The 19,661-nt window shown below is 51.4% G+C and carries 18 protein-coding genes and 1 pseudogene; 10 read left to right on the forward strand and 9 right to left on the reverse strand.

Features of this window, described 5'->3' with window-relative positions:
- Positions 1–7 precede the first annotated feature (7 nt).
- Positions 8–433: a nucleoside triphosphatase NudI gene (gene nudI / locus ACJHWR_RS10200; protein WP_001249884.1), complete on the reverse strand. Its 426-nt coding sequence runs from the start codon at positions 431–433 to the stop codon at positions 8–10.
- Between the two features lie 277 nt (positions 434–710).
- Between nudI and ACJHWR_RS10205 the strand changes: the two genes are divergently transcribed.
- The 6 genes from ACJHWR_RS10205 (at position 711) to yfaU (ending at position 6,944) form a co-directional block, all read left to right on the forward strand.
- Entirely contained in the window at positions 711–1,253 is a 543-nt protein-coding gene (locus ACJHWR_RS10205; RefSeq protein WP_000717009.1) for a YfaZ family outer membrane protein, read from the forward strand.
- Positions 1,254–1,352: 99 nt separating this feature from the next.
- Positions 1,353–2,555: a nicotinamide mononucleotide deamidase-related protein YfaY gene (locus ACJHWR_RS10210; RefSeq protein ID WP_000921612.1), complete on the forward strand. Its 1,203-nt coding sequence runs from the start codon at positions 1,353–1,355 to the stop codon at positions 2,553–2,555.
- 219 nt (positions 2,556–2,774) lie between these two features.
- Positions 2,775–3,557: an IclR family transcriptional regulator gene (locus ACJHWR_RS10215; RefSeq protein ID WP_000894183.1), complete on the forward strand. Its 783-nt coding sequence runs from the start codon at positions 2,775–2,777 to the stop codon at positions 3,555–3,557.
- 14 nt (positions 3,558–3,571) lie between these two features.
- Positions 3,572–4,777: an L-rhamnonate dehydratase gene (rhmD, locus tag ACJHWR_RS10220; RefSeq protein ID WP_001361551.1), complete on the forward strand. Its 1,206-nt coding sequence runs from the start codon at positions 3,572–3,574 to the stop codon at positions 4,775–4,777.
- A gap of 56 nt (positions 4,778–4,833) precedes the next feature.
- Entirely contained in the window at positions 4,834–6,123 is a 1,290-nt protein-coding gene (locus tag ACJHWR_RS10225) for an MFS transporter (RefSeq protein WP_012311861.1), read from the forward strand.
- Positions 6,124–6,140: 17 nt separating this feature from the next.
- Positions 6,141–6,944 carry a 2-keto-3-deoxy-L-rhamnonate aldolase gene (gene yfaU / locus ACJHWR_RS10230; RefSeq protein ID WP_000992957.1) on the forward strand — a complete coding sequence of 268 codons (804 nt, stop codon included), beginning with the start codon at positions 6,141–6,143 and terminating at the stop codon, positions 6,942–6,944.
- A gap of 40 nt (positions 6,945–6,984) precedes the next feature.
- On the opposite strand, the pseudogene ACJHWR_RS10235 reads toward yfaU, so the two are convergent.
- The 5 genes and pseudogenes from ACJHWR_RS10235 to glpA form a co-directional block, all read right to left on the reverse strand.
- Positions 6,985–7,182 (reverse strand): annotated as a pseudogene (locus tag ACJHWR_RS10235) (hypothetical protein); the annotation flags it as partial.
- Positions 7,183–8,142 (reverse strand): ISNCY family transposase, encoded by a 960-nt coding sequence (locus ACJHWR_RS10240; RefSeq protein ID WP_000140536.1) that lies wholly within the window; start codon positions 8,140–8,142, stop codon positions 7,183–7,185.
- Positions 8,143–8,334: 192 nt separating this feature from the next.
- Positions 8,335–9,525 carry an anaerobic glycerol-3-phosphate dehydrogenase subunit GlpC gene (gene glpC, locus ACJHWR_RS10245; RefSeq protein ID WP_001000381.1) on the reverse strand — a complete coding sequence of 397 codons (1,191 nt, stop codon included), beginning with the start codon at positions 9,523–9,525 and terminating at the stop codon, positions 8,335–8,337.
- Positions 9,522–10,781, reverse strand: a complete 1,260-nt coding sequence (glpB, locus tag ACJHWR_RS10250) for a glycerol-3-phosphate dehydrogenase subunit GlpB (protein ID WP_001209943.1) — start codon at positions 10,779–10,781, stop codon at positions 9,522–9,524. The genes glpC and glpB overlap by 4 nt, the downstream gene beginning before the upstream one ends.
- Positions 10,771–12,399, reverse strand: a complete 1,629-nt coding sequence (gene glpA, locus ACJHWR_RS10255; RefSeq protein ID WP_000857245.1) for an anaerobic glycerol-3-phosphate dehydrogenase subunit A — start codon at positions 12,397–12,399, stop codon at positions 10,771–10,773. The genes glpB and glpA overlap by 11 nt, the downstream gene beginning before the upstream one ends.
- 271 nt (positions 12,400–12,670) lie before the next feature.
- Here glpA and glpT point away from each other — a divergent pair, with 271 nt between their 5' ends.
- Together glpT and glpQ are read left to right on the forward strand one after the other, a co-directional pair.
- Positions 12,671–14,029: a glycerol-3-phosphate transporter gene (gene glpT / locus ACJHWR_RS10260; protein ID WP_000948724.1), complete on the forward strand. Its 1,359-nt coding sequence runs from the start codon at positions 12,671–12,673 to the stop codon at positions 14,027–14,029.
- 4 nt (positions 14,030–14,033) lie between these two features.
- The gene (gene glpQ, locus ACJHWR_RS10265; protein WP_000779074.1) at positions 14,034–15,110 is read left to right on the forward strand and encodes a glycerophosphodiester phosphodiesterase; all 1,077 of its coding nucleotides are present in this window, start codon (positions 14,034–14,036) and stop codon (positions 15,108–15,110) included.
- Positions 15,111–15,129: 19 nt separating this feature from the next.
- Here glpQ and ACJHWR_RS10270 read toward each other — a convergent pair whose 3' ends face one another.
- Positions 15,130–16,029 (reverse strand): LysR family transcriptional regulator, encoded by a 900-nt coding sequence (locus ACJHWR_RS10270; protein ID WP_000176733.1) that lies wholly within the window; start codon positions 16,027–16,029, stop codon positions 15,130–15,132.
- A 151-nt stretch (positions 16,030–16,180) separates the two neighbouring features.
- Between ACJHWR_RS10270 and ACJHWR_RS10275 the strand changes: the two genes are divergently transcribed.
- Both ACJHWR_RS10275 and inaA read left to right on the forward strand, forming a co-directional pair.
- The gene (locus ACJHWR_RS10275; protein WP_000660219.1) at positions 16,181–17,371 is read left to right on the forward strand and encodes an MFS transporter; all 1,191 of its coding nucleotides are present in this window, start codon (positions 16,181–16,183) and stop codon (positions 17,369–17,371) included.
- An 80-nt stretch (positions 17,372–17,451) separates the two neighbouring features.
- Positions 17,452–18,102, forward strand: coding sequence for a lipopolysaccharide kinase InaA (inaA, locus tag ACJHWR_RS10280; RefSeq protein ID WP_000301031.1), 651 nt, complete (start codon positions 17,452–17,454; stop codon positions 18,100–18,102).
- Positions 18,103–18,155: 53 nt separating this feature from the next.
- Here the strand turns inward: inaA and yfaE are convergent, their stop codons facing one another.
- On the reverse strand, positions 18,156–18,410 hold the full coding sequence (yfaE, locus tag ACJHWR_RS10285) for a ferredoxin-like diferric-tyrosyl radical cofactor maintenance protein YfaE (protein WP_000135038.1): 255 nt from the start codon (positions 18,408–18,410) through the stop codon (positions 18,156–18,158).
- A complete protein-coding gene (nrdB, locus tag ACJHWR_RS10290) occupies positions 18,410–19,540 on the reverse strand; it encodes a class Ia ribonucleoside-diphosphate reductase subunit beta (protein WP_000332036.1) in 1,131 nt (376 codons plus the stop codon). Before nrdB ends, yfaE begins: the two co-directional genes overlap by 1 nt.
- Positions 19,541–19,661: the final 121 nt, after the last annotated feature.

The following is a 19,661-nucleotide window of genomic DNA, read 5'->3' on the forward strand; positions in this document are numbered from 1 at the left end:
ATCATTGTTACAGAAGACCTTTCAAACGTAACGTTTTTCGGGTGGCGACATTCAAATCATAGTGCACTAGATCTTCAGGTTTTACCCACGCGTAGTCCTGAAACTCTTCGTTTATTTTCACTTCTCGGTTGGCAGAAACGCAGTCAAAAATCAGGTAAATCATATAAATCTCTTCCTTGCGACCATCTGCATACGTCTTGGTGCGAATATCATCGCTGAAGGTCCACGGCGTGATTTCTGTCAAAAGCAGCTGTTCTCCCAGTTCTTCGCGAATTTCGCGGCGTAGTGCCTCTTCAATTCGTTCGCCAGGCTCTACGCCGCCACCCGAAAGCGCCCATTGACCGGGGAAAACGCCGCGATCGTCGGCCATTTTACACAGCAAATAAGCACCATCATTTTGAATCAAAGGGCATACAATAGTCCGTTGTCGCACAGGGGTATTCCTTATAAATAAAAAGAAACCATGAGAATACGGTAACTCAGAAATATGTGAAAGTGACAGTAATCTCTTTTGCGATGATAACTGTACTTATTATTATTTTTGTGTGTATCGATAAAGTGTGTTTATTTTTGCGGCGTTTAATTATTTAAGAAGTATTTAGTTACAATAAGTGACTAGATCCCTTTTTTCGCTCATTGAATCCTCTGCGCCAGGCAGTACAATCCCGCAGCTTTGGGAATTTTGATTAATTGCTTGTGGGAAAGGGGATATGAAAAAAATTGCGCTAGCAGGTCTGGCCGGAATGCTGTTGGTTTCTGCATCGGTCAATGCAATGAGCATCAGCGGTCAGGCGGGTAAAGAATACACCAATATTGGTGTCGGTTTTGGGACTGAATCGACGGGCCTGGCGTTAAGCGGTAACTGGACACATAACGACGACGACGGTGACGTCGCGGGCGTGGGGCTGGGGTTGAATCTGCCTCTCGGGCCGTTAATGGCGACCGTTGGCGGAAAAGGCGTTTACACCAACCCGAATTACGGCGATGAAGGTTATGCCGCAGCGGTAGGAGGTGGTTTGCAGTGGAAAATTGGCAACAGTTTCCGTCTGTTTGGCGAGTATTATTACTCCCCGGATTCGCTCTCCAGCGGTATTCAAAGTTATGAGGAAGCGAATGCGGGCGCGCGTTACACCATTATGCGTCCAGTCAGTATTGAGGCGGGCTATCGCTACCTGAACCTTTCTGGTAAAGACGGTAACCGCGACAACGCCGTGGCTGACGGCCCGTATGTTGGGGTTAACGCCAGTTTCTGATCCCTTCCGGCGCGGCATTCTGCCGCGCCATTCAGTTTCTTACTACGCCTTATCTCCCTTTGCGTTATAGTGATTCGATAACAAAAGCAGGAGATAACCATGTTAAAAGTGGAAATGTTATCCACCGGGGATGAAGTGTTACACGGGCAAATCGTTGACACTAACGCTGCCTGGCTGGCCGATTTTTTCTTTCATCAGGGGTTGCCATTATCTCGCCGCAATACGGTGGGGGATAACCTTGATGACTTAGTCACCATTCTTCGCGAACGGAGTCAGCACGCCGATGTGCTGATCGTTAACGGCGGGCTGGGGCCGACCAGTGATGATTTAAGCGCACTCGCCGCTGCGACAGCAAAAGGTGAAGGCCTGGTGTTGCATGAAGCCTGGCTCAAAGAGATGGAACGCTATTTCCACGAACGTGGACGAGTAATGGCACCGAGCAACCGTAAACAAGCGGAGCTACCTGCCAGTGCTGAATTTATCAATAACCCGGTAGGCACCGCCTGTGGTTTTGCCGTGCAGCTCAATCGTTGCCTGATGTTCTTTACCCCCGGCGTACCGTCAGAATTTAAGGTGATGGTCGAGCACGAAATCCTGCCGCGCCTGCGCGAGCGTTTTTCTTTACCGCAGCCGCCGGTTTGTCTGCGTTTAACTACCTTTGGTCGTTCGGAAAGCGATCTGGCGCAAAGCCTGGACTCCCTGCAACTGCCGCCGGGCGTAACAATGGGCTATCGCTCCTCAATGCCGATTATCGAACTGAAACTCACCGGACCGGCAAGCGAGGAACAGGCGATGGAAAAACTGTGGCTGGACGTTAAACGTGTTGCCGGACAGAGCGTGATTTTCGAAGGCACCGAAGGACTGCCCGCGCAGATCAGTCGCGAATTGCAGAGCCGCCAGTTCAGCCTGACGTTGAGCGAGCAATTCACCGGTGGTTTATTGGCTTTGCAACTTTCTCGCGCAGGTGCTCCATTGCTGGCGTGTGAAGTGGTTCCTTCACAGGAAGAAACCCTGGCGCAAACTGCGCACTGGATTACAGAACGGCGGGCCAACCATTTTGCCGGGCTGGCACTGGCTGTTTCGGGTTTCGAGAACGAGCATCTCAACTTTGCGCTAGCCACGCCAGACGGCACTTTCGCTCTGCGTGTGCGTTTCAGCACTACGCGCTACAGCCAGGCTATCCGTCAGGAAGTGTGCGCAATGATGGCACTGAATATGCTGCGCCGTTGGTTAAACGACCAGGACATCGCCAGTGAGCATGGCTGGATTGAGGTTGTTGAGTCCATGACCTTATCTGTCTGATTCCGCCACTCTGTGCCGGTTTACTGCACCGGCACATTCCCCCTCCGGCAAAATTTGTCCAACCTGTTGTACTCAATAAGAAAAAATCCGTGCGCTAATTCACAAATTTGTGCGTAATTTCTCCAGTCCGCTGGACGAGGAGCGGGATTTGATGCGCTTCACAATTTTACTCCCCCTGAGCAACGAGACTGATTCCAGTATCTAAGACTGGAGTCCAGTATGTTGGAATCAAGCAAAGTTCCCGCCCTGACACGGGCTATTGATATTCTCAATTTGATTGCCCGCATTGGCCCCTGTAGTGCTGCGACGATCATTGACACATTGGGGATCCCTAAAAGCACGGCCTATTTGCTGCTTAATGAACTCAGGCGTCAGCGTTTTCTTAGCCTTGATCACCAGGAAAATTTTTGTTTGTGGACCAGGCTGGTGGAGCTTTCCGGTCATGCGTTAAGCAAGATGGATCTCCGGGAACTGGCTCGACCGCGTTTGACGCAACTGATGGATACCACCGGGCTGTTATGTCACCTGGGGATTATTGATAACGGCAGCGCTTATTACATTTTGAAAGTGGAGTCATCAGCCACTATCAGCGTGCGTTCCCATGAAGGAAAAAGCCTTTCGCTTTATCGCTCCGGAATAGGTAAATGCCTGCTTGCCTGGCAACCTGCAGCTGTACAGCAAAGTATTATCGAAGGGCTGATCTGGGAGCAGGCGACACCCACAACGATTACTCATCCACAGCAACTTCACGAAGAACTGGCGCGTATTCGCCGTCAGGGCTGGAGCTATGACAACGGCGAAGATTACGCCGATGTCCGTTGTGTCGCTGCGCCGGTTTTTAACGCCAATAACGAGCTTACCGCTGCGATCTCGGTGGTCGGTACCCGCTTACAAATCAATGAAGAATACCGTGATTATCTGGCGGGCAAGGCCATTGCCTGCGCCAGGGATATTTCACGTCTGTTGGGATGGAAAAGTCCCTTTGACTTACAGGCCTCATAACAATGGAGAACAGCATGACCCTACCAAAAATCAAACAGGTTCGCGCCTGGTTTACTGGCGGTGCGACAGCAGAAAAAGGCGCTGGCGGTGGTGATTATCACGACCAGGGGGCGAATCACTGGATTGACGATCATATTGCCACCCCGATGAGTAAATACCGCGATTACGAGCAGTCACGCCAGTCATTTGGCATTAACGTTCTTGGCACGTTGATTGTTGAAGTCGAAGCAGAAAACGGCCAGACCGGATTCGCCGTTTCGACAGCCGGTGAAATGGGCTGTTTTATTGTCGAAAAACACCTTAACCGTTTCATTGAGGGTAAATGTGTCAGTGATATCAAACTGATCCACGATCAAATGCTCAATGCCACCCTGTATTACTCCGGCTCTGGTGGCCTGGTGATGAATACGATTTCCTGTGTCGATCTGGCTCTGTGGGATCTGTTCGGCAAAGTGGTCGGGCTTCCGGTTTATAAACTTTTAGGCGGCGCAGTTCGTGATGAGATTCAGTTCTACGCCACAGGTGCGCGTCCGGATCTGGCAAAAGAGATGGGCTTTATCGGTGGCAAAATGCCGACGCACTGGGGGCCACATGATGGCGATGCGGGGATCCGCAAAGATGCCGCTATGGTCGCGGATATGCGTGAAAAATGCGGTGAGGATTTCTGGTTAATGCTCGACTGCTGGATGAGTCAGGACGTGAACTATGCCACCAAACTGGCCCACGCTTGCGCGCCCTATAACCTGAAATGGATCGAAGAGTGCCTGCCGCCACAGCAGTATGAAGGTTATCGCGAACTGAAACGCAACGCACCAGCGGGGATGATGGTCACCAGCGGTGAGCACCACGGCACATTGCAATCTTTCCGTACGCTTTCAGAAACCGGTATCGACATTATGCAGCCGGATGTTGGCTGGTGCGGTGGCTTAACCACGCTGGTGGAAATTGCCGCAATCGCCAAATCCAGGGGGCAACTGGTGGTGCCGCACGGTTCGTCTGTTTACTCCCACCATGCGGTGATCACCTTCACCAATACGCCATTCAGTGAATTCCTGATGACCAGCCCGGATTGTTCAACGATGCGTCCGCAATTTGATCCGATTCTGCTTAATGAGCCGGTTCCGGTGAATGGTCGTATTCATAAATCAGTGCTTGATAAACCCGGTTTCGGCGTTGAACTCAATCGTGACTGCAATTTGAAACGCCCCTACAGCCACTAATCACTCCGGGCGTTGCTGTGACAACGGTAACGCCCACATATTCTAAGGAGCTTTTTATGAGCACCGCTTTGCTTGACGCCGTGGTGAAGAAAAACCGCGCGCGTTTAATTCCGTTTATGTTGGCGCTGTATGTGCTGGCGTTTCTCGACCGTTCGAATATTGGTTTTGCCAAACAGACCTACCAGATTGATACCGGGCTGAGTAATGAAGCTTATGCGCTGGGAGCAGGCATTTTCTTTGTGGTATACGCGTTTCTGGGGGTTCCGGCGAATCTTTTGATGCGCAAACTGGGGGCAAGAACCTGGATTGGTACGACAACACTGCTGTGGGGATTTCTTTCGGCTGCCATGGCATGGGCCGATACTGAAGCGAAATTTCTGATTGTTCGCACTCTGCTTGGTGCTGCGGAGGCTGGGTTTTTCCCTGGTATGATTTATCTCACCTCGCAATGGTTTCCGCAGCGTAATCGCGCCAGCATTATGGGGCTGTTCTATATGGGCGCACCGCTGGCGTTAACACTGGGATCACCGCTTTCTGGCGCGCTGCTGGAGATGCATGGATTTATGGGGCATCCCGGCTGGTTCTGGATGTTTGTTATTGAAGGATTGTTGGCAGTCGGCGCTGGGGTATTCACATTCTTTTGGCTTGATGACACACCGGAGCAGGCACGTTTTCTGAGTAAAGAAGAAAAAACGTTGCTTATCAACCAACTGGCAAGTGAAGAACAACAGAAAGTGACTTCCCGACTGAGCGATGCGCTGCGTAATGGGCGAGTCTGGCAACTGGCGATTATCTACCTGACCATTCAGGTAGCGGTTTACGGATTAATTTTCTTCCTGCCGACCCAGGTTGCTGCATTGCTGGGGACAAAAGTGGGCTTTACGGCGTCGGTGGTCACCGCCATTCCGTGGGTTGCGGCCTTGTTTGGAACCTGGCTTATTCCGCGCTATTCCGATAAAACCGGCGAACGGCGTAATGTCGCAGCGCTGACATTACTGGCGGCGGGCATTGGTATTGGTCTGTCCGGGCTGCTTTCTCCAGTACTGGCGATCGTAGCGCTGTGTGTTGCAGCCATCGGGTTTATTGCCGTGCAGCCGGTGTTCTGGACGATGCCGACACAACTGCTTTCCGGTACGGCGCTGGCTGCGGGGATTGGTTTTGTAAACCTGTTTGGTGCAGTGGGCGGGTTTATTGCCCCGATCCTGCGCGTGAAAGCAGAAACGTTATTTTCCAGCGATGCGGCGGGATTACTGACGCTGGCAGCGGTGGCGGTCATCGGTTCGCTGATTATTTTCACTCTGCGTGTAAATCGCACTGTTGCGCAGACCGACGTGGCACATCATTAAATAGGTTAAGGAACACGATGAACGCATTATTAAGCAATCCCTTTAAAGAACGTTTACGCAAGGGCGAAGTGCAAATTGGTCTGTGGTTAAGCTCGACTACTTCTTATATGGCAGAAATTGCCGCCACCTCCGGTTATGACTGGTTGCTGATTGACGGGGAGCACGCGCCAAACACCATTCAGGATCTTTATCACCAGCTACAGGCGGTAGCGCCCTATGCCAGCCAACCCGTGATCCGTCCGGTGGAAGCCAGTAAGTCGCTGATTAAACAAGTCCTGGATATTGGCGCGCAAACTCTACTGATCCCGATGGTCGATACTGCCGATCAGGCACGTCAGGTGGTGTCTGCCACGCGCTATCCTCCCTACGGTGAGCGTGGTGTTGGGGCCAGTGTGGCACGGGCTGCTCGCTGGGGACGCATTGAGAATTACATGGCGCACGTCAACGATTCGCTTTGTCTGTTGGTGCAGGTGGAAAGTAAGACGGCACTGGATAACCTGGACGAAATCCTCGGCGTCGAAGGAATTGATGGCGTGTTTATTGGACCTGCGGATCTTTCTGCCTCGTTGGGCTACCCGGATAACGCCGGGCACCCGGAAGTGCAGCGAATTATTGAAACCAGCATTCGGCGGATCCGTGCTGCGGGTAAAGCTGCTGGTTTTCTGGCTGTGGCTCCTGATATGGCGCAGCAATGCCTGGCGTGGGGAGCGAACTTTGTCGCTGTTGGCGTTGACACGATGCTCTACAGCGATGCCCTGGATCAACGACTGGCGATGTTTAAATCAGGCAAAAATGGGCCACGCGTAAAAGGTAGTTATTGATATCAAAGGCCCATGGGGATCGGCTGTGGGCCTGTGTTAATTAGTGGTTATTCGCTGCCAGATCGGCTTCGCTTAGCTGAGTGGCCGCGAGCACCTGGTCACGATCAATGCCCTGTTCCAGCATGCGCAAGGCAATTTTAATGGCTTGTTCATGCATGCCTTCTAATTTACCCTCCTGCCAGCCAATTTGGTGTCCTTCCTGCCGTAGCCGTTCAGCAATAGTCATTAATCTCTCCTTTTAATAACAGTTCGGAATATCAGCATCAGTGAGTTGGGTTGTCGCCAGCACAATCTCACGTTCAAAGCCCTGTTCCAGCATGCGCAAGGCAATTTTAATGGCTTGTTCATGCATACCTTCTACTTTGCCTTTCTGCAAACCCTCCAACTTCCCCTCCTGCCAACCTTCAATCTTACCCTTCTGCCAGCCAATTTGATGCCCTTCCTGCCGCAGCCGTTCAGCAATAGTCATTAATCTCTCCTTTTGTAGTGGTGAACGTTCGGCAATCTCCTCAATAAAACGGGTGAAACGGGAGGTATCGCCGCATTGCAGCAGATAATTAAACAGCGTTTGTAGCTGGCTGTCATTAGTGAAGCCTCTAACCAAAAGCGTGGTGATCCTGTCGACCATACCGATTAAATCGCGGTCGCGAATATGCTTTTGAATCAGTTCCAGCAGAGCTATACGCCGATGTTGCATGATCTCATCGTCAGGTACGATGGTGATATCCACCAACGGAAAAGCTTCGGTGTACAACTGCCGGGCAAGTTGCGGATCGTCAAACTCATCCAGCCAGTTGAGTGAGTACGGGTAGGGCGAGGTTTCGCCATGATAAAACAGCAATGGTACCACCAGCGGGACTCTGTCATAGCCTTTGTCCAGGTGACGCTGCATGGCGGCAGTGGCATAGCGCATTAGCCGAAAAGCCATATTCTTTTCTGCAGAGCTTTGATGTTCAATCACGCAGTAGATATAACCGTCACCCTCGCTGGTTTCCACAGACCACAAAACATCCGAGTAGTAAGCGCGTAAACTTTTTTCAATAAAGCTGGTGGGTTCCAGGCGTAAGGTTTGCAGGTTGCAAAGCTTGCGCAGCGGCTCTGGTAGATGTATTTCCAGAAAATCTCGCGCCGTATCGGGCGAGAACATAAAGGTTTTAAATACCGCATCATGCGGGGAGGAGGTTGTTGATTCGGTCATGGTTGTCCGTCACCTGATATTTATGATGACGCGACATTACGGTTATCCCGGGCCTTTGACATCTGCCAGTTTCAGCCTTTGCGAGACGTTTTCAGAGGAATTTTCACTGCGTTGCAACGTATACATTGGGCACGGAATCGTGTGCGCAAAAATGCCCGGTAACCACATGCTTACCGGGCATCAGAAGGGAGTTTAAGCCAGTGCCTGGGCCAGCAGCGTAATCGGATGTTCGCAGCGAAGACTTGTGGACATCTCAATCTGCCATTTACAGGTTTCGCAGTCGGTGACCACCAGATCTGCGCCGCTCTCTTCTATCTGGCGGAACAGTGGTGCGCCGATGGCTTGTGAAGTGGGGTAGTTCTCTTTTTTGAAACCGTAAGTTCCCGCAATACCGCAGCACTGGGAATCCAGCACCGTTAACTCAAGCCCCGGGATTTTACGCAACAGCTCCAGGGTGTAGAGCGTCCAGCCCATTTTTTCCATATGGCACGGAGTGTGATAAACCACTTTCAGCGGCAGCGTTTTCAGCGGTAACGTTTTGCCTTCGTCCAGCTTGCGCCACAGCCAGCGGGTCGCCAGTTCGATATGATCGCGCAAGCCTTTGTTGTCTACATTCAGCACTTCTGGGTATTCGTCGCGCAGGGCAAATGTACAAGTTGAGGAGGTGGCAATCACCGGAATGCCTTTTACTCCCACAGCTTCGCGGATCGACTCTACATTCGTAATTGCCTGTTTACGTGCTTTATCGGTAAAGCCGTTGGCGATCAGCGGTACGCCGCAGCATTTTTCTTTGCTGAGCAGTTGTACACCGGTACCCATTGCGTTGAGCACTTTAATTAAATCTTTACCTAACTGCGGATGGTTGTAGTTAACGAAGCAGCCGTGAAAGAAAGCGACCTGGTCTTTATACTGCGCTTGCTGAGCCGCCACGCTGCGATACCAGCGACGGAACGTACCGAAGGAGTATTTCGGTAGCGTGCGGCGATGATCGATTTTTAACGCCGCATCAAGCAGCTGCCGCACTGGTTTCAGCGAGGTAGCGGTATTGACGATTGGTGCGAATGGCGTGGAAACGCTACCCATCAGGTCGGTATGACTCAACACAAAATTGCGCAGCGACGGGCGTGTGGTGTCATATTTCGCCCGCGCGCGCTGGATGATATCGCCAATCTTCACATCGGACGGGCAGGCGACTTCGCAACGTTTGCAGTTGATGCAATATTTCAGTGCCTCGTCATACAGTGCGCCATCTTTCAAACGCAGACGCTCGCCATCCGGCCCGGCTTGTTTTGGCCCCGGATATCCCGGATTCACCCGGCTCACCGGGCAGGCGGTGGTGCAGACGGTGCACTTAATGCAGTTTTCGAAGCTGGTGTCGTTCATTGTTGACCTCCTGCGCGTTGGGCAATCTGTTGAGCGGCATGTAAAGCACTGACGGCACAAACACCGCCGCCGCATCCCTGGGCGATGGGATCAAATCCGCCCAGCACCGAACCGATGGCAAACAGGTTCTCAATGGTTTGCCCTGCCTGCGACGGGCGTAGTGCCTCATCAGTGGTTACACCGAACTGCTGCCACGGTTGCGGCGCAAAAAAATCGCCCTTATACCATTCACCCCGCGTGGCGGTTTGTAGCACATCAAGGCCGAGAATCGGCTCTCGAATGCCGTTACGTTCCGCCACCAGTCCGCCGCTAAAGAAACTGCCGCTGGCGAGCACGGCAAAGCGTGGACGCAGCGGGATATCGGCGTGATTGCGCGTCCAGATTTCATTTACTACGCCATTTTTACAGGTCACTTTTTTCACTTCATCGCCTGGCATCCACACGCCACCCTGGCGCACAAACTGGCGCTGTAACTGGTTTTGCAGACGAATGCCCAGCACGGAAGGCGGCAGCGTTGGCAAAAGCATCAGTGAACAAGGTAGTTTTTCATTCAACCAATGCCACAGTTTGTCATCGGCCAGGCCGAAGCAGGCGGGCATCAGGATCATTTCGCAGGTATTGGCGACAGGAATAAGCGCATCAAGTAACAGCGGCCAGTTCTCTTCGTTATCAAGGAAACGGGCGATATTCACCGCGCGAAACTCGGTGGCGTTGTTGCGCAGCACATCCAGTTCCGGCAGTTCAATTTCTGCGGTTTCAACGGCAAGGTCGAGTTCGCGCAACGAAGCCGCCGCAAGATGCGCCTGAAAATCCATCAGACCGCTAATTCCTACTACACATATTTTCTTCGCGGGCAGCGGCCAGACGGGGACTTCTGGCGCACTTAGCCAGGTAGAACGCAGGGTACCGAGCGGGGTAACACGCTGGTGGGCCAGTTCTACGCTGCCCTGTAATTGCGCACCGCTTTCAGCGATTAATGCCTGCGCCTGGCAAGCGAGATCGAGTACGCGTTGTGGCCCGAGAAGAGTGTAAGGATGGGCTGGAGCCTGCTGACGCAAAGATTCCAGTCCACTGTGAATGTCTGTCACCGGTTGACCATCCGGCAGATGGCTCAGCAAATCCAGCGAACCGGATGAGAAATGCAGCGCGCTTTGACCACGAGTGACAATGGCACAGCGCAGGCCGTGTTTTTGCAGTTGCAGGCCACAGAGTAATCCGGCGAGGCCGCCGCCCATAATGACAGTATCAAAGCGCATCTTTCTGCTCCTTCTCCAGACCACACAGTCCCTGATAAACCCAGCGGGTAAATTCGCTTTCGCGCAGTGCGTCTCCCCATGCTATGGGTTGCACGCCTTTCCAGCGTTCGTTAAGGAAGGTGGAAAGTTGCTCGATAGATTGCGCGGACGTCGTGACGTTAAAACGTTGCAGCAGTCCGGCAGCCCGGCAGGCGCAGAGTTCGCCCTGGCAGGTACCCATCCCTACACGGGTACGACGGCGTAAATCCAGCAGGCTGTTAACGTTTAAATTTTCTACTGCGTACTGCACTTCACCCGCAGTTACCGCTTCGCACTCACATACCAGGCTGCGGTGCAGGCGGCCTTCGCTCAGCCAGGCTGGTGTGCGATCGCCGTGCCGGTAAACTGCGGAACCGCGCAGCGGAGCGGGCAGGGAGATCACTTTGCGCAGCGTGACTTCTGCCGGTTCCTGTGAGCCAGGCAACGGCGTGTCGGCAGTGGTACAGGGGCGCGTGTTGCCCAGCTTGCGACACACCGCGTCAGTAGCCCATTCCGCCATCAGGCGGTAGGTCATCAGTTTGCCACCGGTGATGGTGATAAACCCGTCCAGACCATCGCGTTCAGCATGGTCGAGCAGCACGATGCCACGGCTGACGTTACGTCCGCTCGGATCGTCATCGCTGGCAACCAGCGGGCGTACGCCAGAGTAGGCTCGCAAAATGCGCGTTTTCGCCATCACGGGGGCCAGTTTTTCCCCTTCACGCAGCAGAATATCAACTTCTTCTGCCGTCACTCGATTATCGTCAATCTCGCTGTAATCAATACGTAAAGAGGTGGTGCCAATTAGCGAAATGGTATCGCCAGGCACCAGAATATCGGCGTCGGAAGGTTTGCGGCAGCGGTTGATCACATGCTGATTAATGCGGTGATCCATGATCAGCAGCGATCCTTTCGCCGGGAACATGCGAATGCGCAGATCGGCATATTCGGCAATGTGTTGCCCCCAGATCCCGGCGGCATTAACTACGACAGGCGCATGAAGTGCCTGAATTTCGCCGGTGAGATGGTTACGTACACGAACACCGCACACCGTCGCGCCTTCACGAATCAGCCCCGTGACTTCATGAGCAGTAAGGATAACGGCACCGTGTTCTTTGGCATCAAGCATATTTGCTGCGGTCAGACGAAATGGATCAACGGTGCCATCCGGAACTTTCACCGCGCCAATCAGTGCCGGGTTAACGGCAGGTTCGATAATGCGCGCTTGCTGCGGGTCTATAGCTTCTGCGCTGATCCCTGCTTCTTCGCAGGCGCGGATAAAAGTGGCCTGGAAGGAGAGGTCATCTTCCGGCAGGGTGATAAACAGGCCGTTGGTCGGTTCAACGCAGTGACGCGCAATGCGTTTCAGGATCTGGTTTTCACTAATACATTCGCGGGCCGATTCCGCATCGGTTACCGCATAGCGCGCACCGCTGTGTAGCAGGCCGTGGTTACGCCCGGTGGCACCGGTTGCGATGTCGTGGCGCTCTACCAAAATCACGCGCAGCCCGCGCAGGGCACAGTCGCGGGCAATCCCGGCTCCCGTTGCGCCGCCGCCAATGATAATCACGTCACTTGATTGCGAGTCGCGAGTTTTCATTGTTATCCCTCTGAAGTTCGTTTTTACCATTTAGCCATAGTAAAAACATGAATTGTTTGATTTCGCGCATATTCGCTCATAATTCGAAAGTGAAACGTGATTTCATGCGTCATTCTGAACATTTAAACCATCGTATTTAATAATGTGTGCGGTAATTCACATTTAATTTATGAATGTTTTCTTAACATCGCGGCAACTCAAGAAACGGCAGGTTCTCCCACTGAATCAGTCTGTTAATCATAAATAAGACCACGGGCCACGGAGGCTTTCAATGTTGAGTATTTTTAAACCAGCGCCACACAAAGCGCGCTTACCTGCTGCGGAGATCGATCCGACTTATCGTCGATTGCGCTGGCAAATTTTCCTGGGGATATTCTTTGGCTATGCTGCTTACTATTTGGTTCGTAAGAACTTTGCGCTCGCTATGCCTTATCTGGTTGAGCAGGGATTCTCACGCGGTGATTTAGGTTTTGCCCTTTCGGGGATCTCGATTGCTTATGGATTTTCGAAATTCATCATGGGTTCGGTATCGGATCGCTCGAATCCGCGCGTTTTCCTGCCCGCAGGTTTGATTCTGGCGGCGGCAGTGATGTTGTTTATGGGCTTTGTGCCGTGGGCGACGTCGAGCATTGCGGTGATGTTTGTACTGTTGTTCCTCTGCGGTTGGTTCCAGGGGATGGGATGGCCGCCGTGCGGTCGTACTATGGTGCACTGGTGGTCGCAGAAAGAACGTGGCGGCATTGTGTCAGTGTGGAACTGTGCGCACAACGTCGGTGGTGGTATTCCGCCGCTGCTGTTCCTGCTGGGGATGGCCTGGTTCAATGACTGGCACGCGGCGCTCTATATGCCCGCTTTCTGCGCCATTCTGGTGGCACTGTTCGCCTTTGCGATGATGCGCGATACCCCGCAATCCTGTGGCCTGCCGCCGATCGAAGAGTACAAAAATGATTATCCGGACGACTATAACGAAAAAGCGGAACAGGAGCTGACGGCGAAGCAAATCTTCATGCAGTACGTGCTGCCGAACAAACTGCTGTGGTACATCGCTATCGCCAACGTGTTCGTTTATCTGCTGCGTTACGGCATCCTCGACTGGTCACCGACTTATCTGAAAGAGGTGAAACACTTCGCGCTGGATAAATCCTCCTGGGCCTACTTCTTCTATGAGTATGCGGGCATTCCGGGCACCCTGCTGTGCGGCTGGATGTCGGATAAAGTCTTCCGTGGCAACCGTGGGGCCACCGGTGTCTTCTTTATGACACTGGTGACCATCGCGACTATCGTTTACTGGATGAACCCGGCAGGTAACCCAACCGTCGATATGATTTGTATGATTGTTATCGGCTTCCTGATCTATGGCCCTGTGATGCTGATCGGTCTACATGCGCTGGAACTGGCACCGAAAAAAGCGGCAGGTACGGCAGCGGGTTTTACCGGGCTGTTTGGTTACCTCGGCGGTTCGGTGGCGGCGAGCGCGATTGTTGGCTACACCGTGGACTTCTTCGGCTGGGATGGCGGCTTTATGGTAATGATTGGCGGCAGCATTCTGGCGGTTATCTTATTGATTGTTGTGATGATTGGCGAAAAACGTCGCCATCAGGAATTACTGCAAAAACGCAACGGAGGCTAATGGCATGAAATTGACGCTGAAAAACCTTAGCATGGCGATCATGATGAGTGGAATGATCATGGGAAGCAGTGCAATGGCGGCGGACAGCAACGAAAAAATAGTCATCGCCCATCGCGGTGCCAGTGGATATTTGCCGGAGCATACGCTGCCAGCAAAAGCGATGGCGTATGCGCAGGGAGCGGATTATCTGGAACAGGATTTGGTGATGACCAAAGACGACCATCTGGTTGTTCTGCATGACCATTATCTCGATCGTGTTACTGATGTTGCCGATCGTTTCCCGGATCGGGCGCGCAAAGACGGTCGTTACTACGCGATAGATTTCACGCTCGATGAAATTAAGTCACTGAAATTTACCGAAGGTTTCGATATTGAAAACGGTAAGAAAGTACAGACTTATCCGGGGCGTTTCCCAATGGGTAAGTCCGACTTCCGGGTGCACACCTTTGAAGAAGAGATTGAATTTGTTCAGGGGTTAAATCACTCTACCGGGAAAAATATTGGTATCTACCCGGAGATTAAAGCGCCGTGGTTCCATCATCAGGAAGGGAAGGATATTGCGGCAAAAACGCTGGAAGTGCTGAAGAAATATGGTTACACCGGTAAGGACGACAAAGTTTATTTGCAATGTTTTGATGCCGATGAACTGAAGCGTATTAAGAATGAGCTGGAACCTAAAATGGGCATGGACCTCAATCTGGTACAGCTGATTGCCTATACCGACTGGAACGAAACTCAGCAGAAACAGCCGGACGGAAGCTGGGTTAATTACAACTACGACTGGATGTTTAAGCCGGGGGCCATGAAACAGGTGGCGGAATATGCTGATGGTATTGGTCCGGATTACCATATGTTGATTGAGGAGACATCGCAGCCAGGTAATATCAAACTCACTGGCATGGTGCAAGATGCTCAGCAGAATAAACTGGTAGTGCATCCTTACACCGTGCGGTCAGATAAGCTGCCTGAATACACTACTGATGTGAATCAGTTATATGATGCTCTGTATAACAAAGCGGGTGTAAATGGGCTGTTTACTGATTTCCCTGATAAGGCAGTAAAATTCCTTAATAAAGAGTAATGCTACTGCAGGATGGCGTTCATGCGCCATCCTGTCTCATATCAAATTTTCCACTCTCCACTAATTGTTCTGTGCACATTTGTAGTAAAAACAGTGGACTGCCTTCTACCGGCTTTTCTTTAGCCAGCAACGAAATCTGTCGATAGAAGGTTGGTTCGAGAGGAACGGAACACAATTCATCTGCAATGGTTTTCAGCGTTAACTCTGGTAATAAGGCGATGCCTAATCCCTGTCGAATAAAACTGATCGCTGTATCCGGGTGATTAAATTCATATTTTATCTGTGGGGTAATATTCTTTTCTTTAAATAGTGCCATAATGCTTAATTCATAGCGTCCTTTACTAATAATTAATGGTTCACCCATTAACTCTTCCACTGTAATAGTGCTGTTTTTTGCCAGAGCATGGTTGGGCGGTAACACTACGGTGAATTTATCCTGATAAATGGGCACGGAGTACATTCCGCTCACCGGAAAATGAACAAAACCGGCATCAATGGATTCATTCTGAAGGGAATCAATAATCGCTGTGCTATTTTCCTCAAAAGGAATAATTTTTATATTCGGATGATGAATTTCAAAGTAGCGAATCACAGCCGGTAAGATACAGGCACAGACGCTGGGGAAACAACCAAGTCTCAGCGTTCTTTGAGGGTTCTGCTTTTCCTGCTCGGCTATCTCTTTTACTGCGTTCACTTCCCGATTAATGGCGCGCAGATGATGCATAATGCGGTGACCTGCAGAGGTCAGTTGTATAGCTTTACGGCGATCGCGTAACAGTATATTCACGCCAAGTTCTTGTTCGAGGGCAGCAATTGCCTGACTTACCGCCGACTGCGTCATGAACAATCGCTTGCTGGCTTCAGTAAAGCCACCGTAATCCAGCACGGCGAGTAAAGAATTTATTTGGGTAAGAGTCATTAGAGTTTGCTAATCAATAATATTAAAACGATTAATTTCTCTAATAGCATGCCGCCATTTATACTTCTGTTCTGCAAAGTACATCACAATTTGACGTAACCGCAGTAACGGGAGTGTTGTCTGCGTGCGTCATCCTGACAGGCGGTAGGGTATGAAAGAGAAGTTATGGACGAAGGATTTTTGGGCAATAACCATCATCAGTTTTATTATTTTCTTCGTCTTTTATGTTTTACTAACATTGTTGCCAATTTATATCTCAGACCGCTTGCATGCCTCTCCTGATAAAGCAGGTTTGTTGGTGACTTTATTTTTAATTGCCGCCATTGTTATTCGCCCCTTTGCCGGGCAATGGGTGGGTAAATATTCGAATAAAACTATTCTGGGGCTCTCTTCTCTGGCCTTCTTGGTGGTCACTGCGCTGTATCCTTTTTGCCACTCAATTGAATCACTGCTTTTTATTCGGGTGCTTCATGGTATTACCTTCGGGGTTATCACTACGGTAAAAGGAACGATTTCCGCGCGGCTGATCCCGGCCTCCCGACGTGGGGAGGGCATCAGTTTTTTCTCTCTGGCAATGGGGCTGGCAATGGTGGTCGGGCCGTGGATTGGCCTGAATATGGCGCGCTGGGAGGCCTTTAATATGGCTTTCTGGTTATGCACCGGCGTGGCAGCGGTGGGGATTATTCTGTCGCTGATTATGACAGTGCCGCCGGTTATCAGCCATGCTGATGGTTCAACGCCGAAAATGGGCTTCGCCGCCATGTTCGATCGCGCGGCGTTGCCATTTGCGATGGTCACCTTTTTTATGACCTTTTCGTATGCCGGGGTTTCTGCTTTTCTGGCGCTTTATGCACGCGAACTTAACCTGATGTCGGCAGCCAGTAATTTCCTGCTTTGCTACGCTATCTTCCTGATGATCTGCCGTACCTTTACCGGCAATGTCTGCGACAAAAAAGGACCGAAATATGTGGTTTACCCTTGCCTTGTGTTCTTTACGGTTGGACTGGTGGTTCTCGGCTACACCCAGGGAAGCATAATGATGGTTGTTTCTGGCGCGTTGATTGGTATCGGGTATGGTTCCGTGACGCCAGTTTTTCAGACGCAGATTATCAGTTCAGTGGAACCGCATAAAATCGGTGTCGCAAACTCCCTCTTCTTCAATGCGATGGATGCAGGCCTGGCGCTGGGAGCCTGTGTGATGGGGATGATGGTTGCACATACTGGCTACCGAATGATTTATCTGCTGGGTGCACTATTAGTGGTAGTGGCTGGTGGAGTCTATGAGCTGCAAATGAAGGGCAAAAGCGGTGTCATGCTAGTAGCGGCAAAAGAAATTCATTAATACGACACGTTTCATTAAGATTTTTCGCAGGTAACCACCTATAGTCATTGTCGTAAATAAAAAATGACAGGCGATAGGGTATGGCAGTTTCAGCAAAGCACGACGAATTTAATCACTGGTGGGCAACAGAGGGCGACTGGGTTGAAGAGCCTAACTATCGCCGTAATGGTATGAGCGGGGTGCAATGCGTCGAGCGCAACGGCAAAAAGCTATATGTAAAGCGCATGACGCATCATCTGTTTCATTCCGTACGTTATCCGTTCGGTCGACCAACGATTGTCCGTGAGGTTGCGGTAATTAAAGAACTGGAACGGGCTGGTGTCATCGTGCCGAAGATCGTTTTTGGTGAAGCGGTGAAAATTGAGGGGGAATGGCGCGCGTTGCTGGTGACTGAAGATATGGCGGGGTTCATCAGCATTGCTGACTGGTATGCCCGGCATGCAGTATCGCCTTATTCTGACGAAGTACGGCAAGCCATGTTGAAAGCAGTGGCGCTGGCGTTTAAGAAAATGCATAGCGTTAATCGTCAGCATGGCTGTTGTTATGTTCGCCATATCTATGTGAAAACAGAAGGTAAGGCAGAAGCTGGATTTCTTGACCTGGAGAAAAGTCGTCGCCGTTTGCGTCGTGATAAAGCGATTAATCATGACTTCCGCCAGCTGGAAAAATATCTGGAGCCGATCCCTAAAGCGGACTGGGAGCAGGTGAAAGCGTATTACTACGCCATGTAATCGTTGTAGGCCAGATAATACGCGTAAGCGTCGTATCTGGCGCTAGTACCCGATCACAACTCGATTTCAATATCGCCTTTTGCCCGGCAACAACAGGGCAAAATTTCCCCCGGCTGAATAAAGGCTAACGGTTCGGCAATCCAGTCCACCTGGCCTGCAACAAGGCGTGTGCGACAGGAACCGCAGTAACCTTCGCGGCACTGATACTCAACCGCCACATTGTGGGATTCCAGCGCCGCCAGAAGGGAAAGGTGTTCATCCTGGCACAGCAGCTGTGTGCCAGTGATGCGCAGGGTAACGCGGGCCATCAGAGCTGGAAGTTACTCAAATCGTCGGTGTCCACTTCCGCGTCAATCTGCCCGACCAGATAAGAACTCACTTCCACTTCCTGCGGAGCAACCTGTACGTTATCAGACACCAACCAAGTGTTGATCCACGGGATCGGGTTGGAGCGCGTCTGGAACGGCAGATCCAAACCGACTGCCTGCATACGGATATTGGTGATGTATTCAACGTACTGGCAGAGGATGTCTTTATTCAGACCAATCATCGAACCATCACGGAACAGATAATCCGCCCAGTCTTTCTCTTGCTGTGCCGCCTGGACAAACAGGTCATAGCACTCCTGCTTACATTCTTCGGCAATTTCCGCCATCTCCGGATCATCCGCGCCGCTGCGCAGCAGATTCAGCATATGCTGGGTGCCGGTCAGGTGCAGGGCTTCGTCGCGGGCAATCAGGCGAATAATTTTGGCGTTACCTTCCATCAGTTCGCGTTCTGCAAAGGCAAAGGAACAAGCAAAGCTGACGTAGAAGCGGATCGCTTCCAGCGCGTTAACGCTCATCAGGCAGAGATACAGTTTTTTCTTCAGCTCGCGCAGGCTAACGGTTACGGTTTTACCGTTAACGGTGTGGGTACCTTCGCCCAGCAGATGCCAGTAGCTGGTCATTTCGATCAGTTCATCGTAATAGCTGGAGATCCCTTCCGCACGTTTCTGGATCTGCTCGTTGGTGACGATATCGTCAAAGACAACTGACGGATCGTTAACGATATTACGGATGATATGGGTATAGGAGCGGGAATGAATCGTTTCTGAGAACGCCCAGGTTTCTACCCAGGTTTCCAGTTCCGGGATCGAGATCAGCGGCAGCAGTGCCACGTTCGGGCTGCGACCCTGAATGGAGTCCAGCAGCGTCTGATATTTCAGGTTGCTGATAAAGATGTGTTTTTCGTGTTCAGGTAGTGCCTGGTAATCGATACGGTCACGAGAAACGTCAACTTCTTCCGGACGCCAGAAGAAAGAGAGCTGCTTTTCGATCAGCTTTTCGAAGATGTCATATTTTTGCTGATCGTAGCGAGCCACGTTAACCGGCTGACCAAAGAACATCGGTTCTTTCAGCTGATCATTTTTCGTCTGTGAAAAGGTGGTATATGCCATGAATGTGTCCTGTTGGGAGTTTAATGCCGGATAAGGCATTTTACGCCGCATCCTGTGCCTGATGCGACGCTGGCGCGTCTTATCAGGCCTACAAACCGAGCCGTATGCCGGATAAGGCGTT

This window comes from Escherichia sp. WS568 (assembly GCF_046486085.1).
GTDB lineage: Bacteria > Pseudomonadota > Gammaproteobacteria > Enterobacterales > Enterobacteriaceae > Escherichia > Escherichia coli.

Bases quoted from the DNA above. Each gene is read 5' to 3' on its own strand.
- ACJHWR_RS10205 (WP_000717009.1), top strand. From the start codon at position 711: ATGAAAAAAATTGCGCTAGCAGGTCTGGCCGGAATGCTGTTGGTTTCT.
- ACJHWR_RS10210 (WP_000921612.1), top strand. From the start codon at position 1,353: ATGTTAAAAGTGGAAATGTTATCCACCGGGGATGAAGTGTTACACGGG.
- ACJHWR_RS10215 (WP_000894183.1), top strand. From the start codon at position 2,775: ATGTTGGAATCAAGCAAAGTTCCCGCCCTGACACGGGCTATTGATATT.
- rhmD (WP_001361551.1), top strand. From the start codon at position 3,572: ATGACCCTACCAAAAATCAAACAGGTTCGCGCCTGGTTTACTGGCGGT.
- ACJHWR_RS10225 (WP_012311861.1), top strand. From the start codon at position 4,834: ATGAGCACCGCTTTGCTTGACGCCGTGGTGAAGAAAAACCGCGCGCGT.
- yfaU (WP_000992957.1), top strand. From the start codon at position 6,141: ATGAACGCATTATTAAGCAATCCCTTTAAAGAACGTTTACGCAAGGGC.
- ACJHWR_RS10240 (WP_000140536.1), bottom strand. From the start codon at position 8,142: ATGACCGAATCAACAACCTCCTCCCCGCATGATGCGGTATTTAAAACC.
- glpC (WP_001000381.1), bottom strand. From the start codon at position 9,525: ATGAACGACACCAGCTTCGAAAACTGCATTAAGTGCACCGTCTGCACC.
- glpB (WP_001209943.1), bottom strand. From the start codon at position 10,781: ATGCGCTTTGATACTGTCATTATGGGCGGCGGCCTCGCCGGATTACTC.
- glpA (WP_000857245.1), bottom strand. From the start codon at position 12,399: ATGAAAACTCGCGACTCGCAATCAAGTGACGTGATTATCATTGGCGGC.
- glpT (WP_000948724.1), top strand. From the start codon at position 12,671: ATGTTGAGTATTTTTAAACCAGCGCCACACAAAGCGCGCTTACCTGCT.
- glpQ (WP_000779074.1), top strand. From the start codon at position 14,034: ATGAAATTGACGCTGAAAAACCTTAGCATGGCGATCATGATGAGTGGA.
- ACJHWR_RS10270 (WP_000176733.1), bottom strand. From the start codon at position 16,029: ATGACTCTTACCCAAATAAATTCTTTACTCGCCGTGCTGGATTACGGT.
- ACJHWR_RS10275 (WP_000660219.1), top strand. From the start codon at position 16,181: ATGAAAGAGAAGTTATGGACGAAGGATTTTTGGGCAATAACCATCATC.
- inaA (WP_000301031.1), top strand. From the start codon at position 17,452: ATGGCAGTTTCAGCAAAGCACGACGAATTTAATCACTGGTGGGCAACA.
- yfaE (WP_000135038.1), bottom strand. From the start codon at position 18,410: ATGGCCCGCGTTACCCTGCGCATCACTGGCACACAGCTGCTGTGCCAG.
- nrdB (WP_000332036.1), bottom strand. From the start codon at position 19,540: ATGGCATATACCACCTTTTCACAGACGAAAAATGATCAGCTGAAAGAA.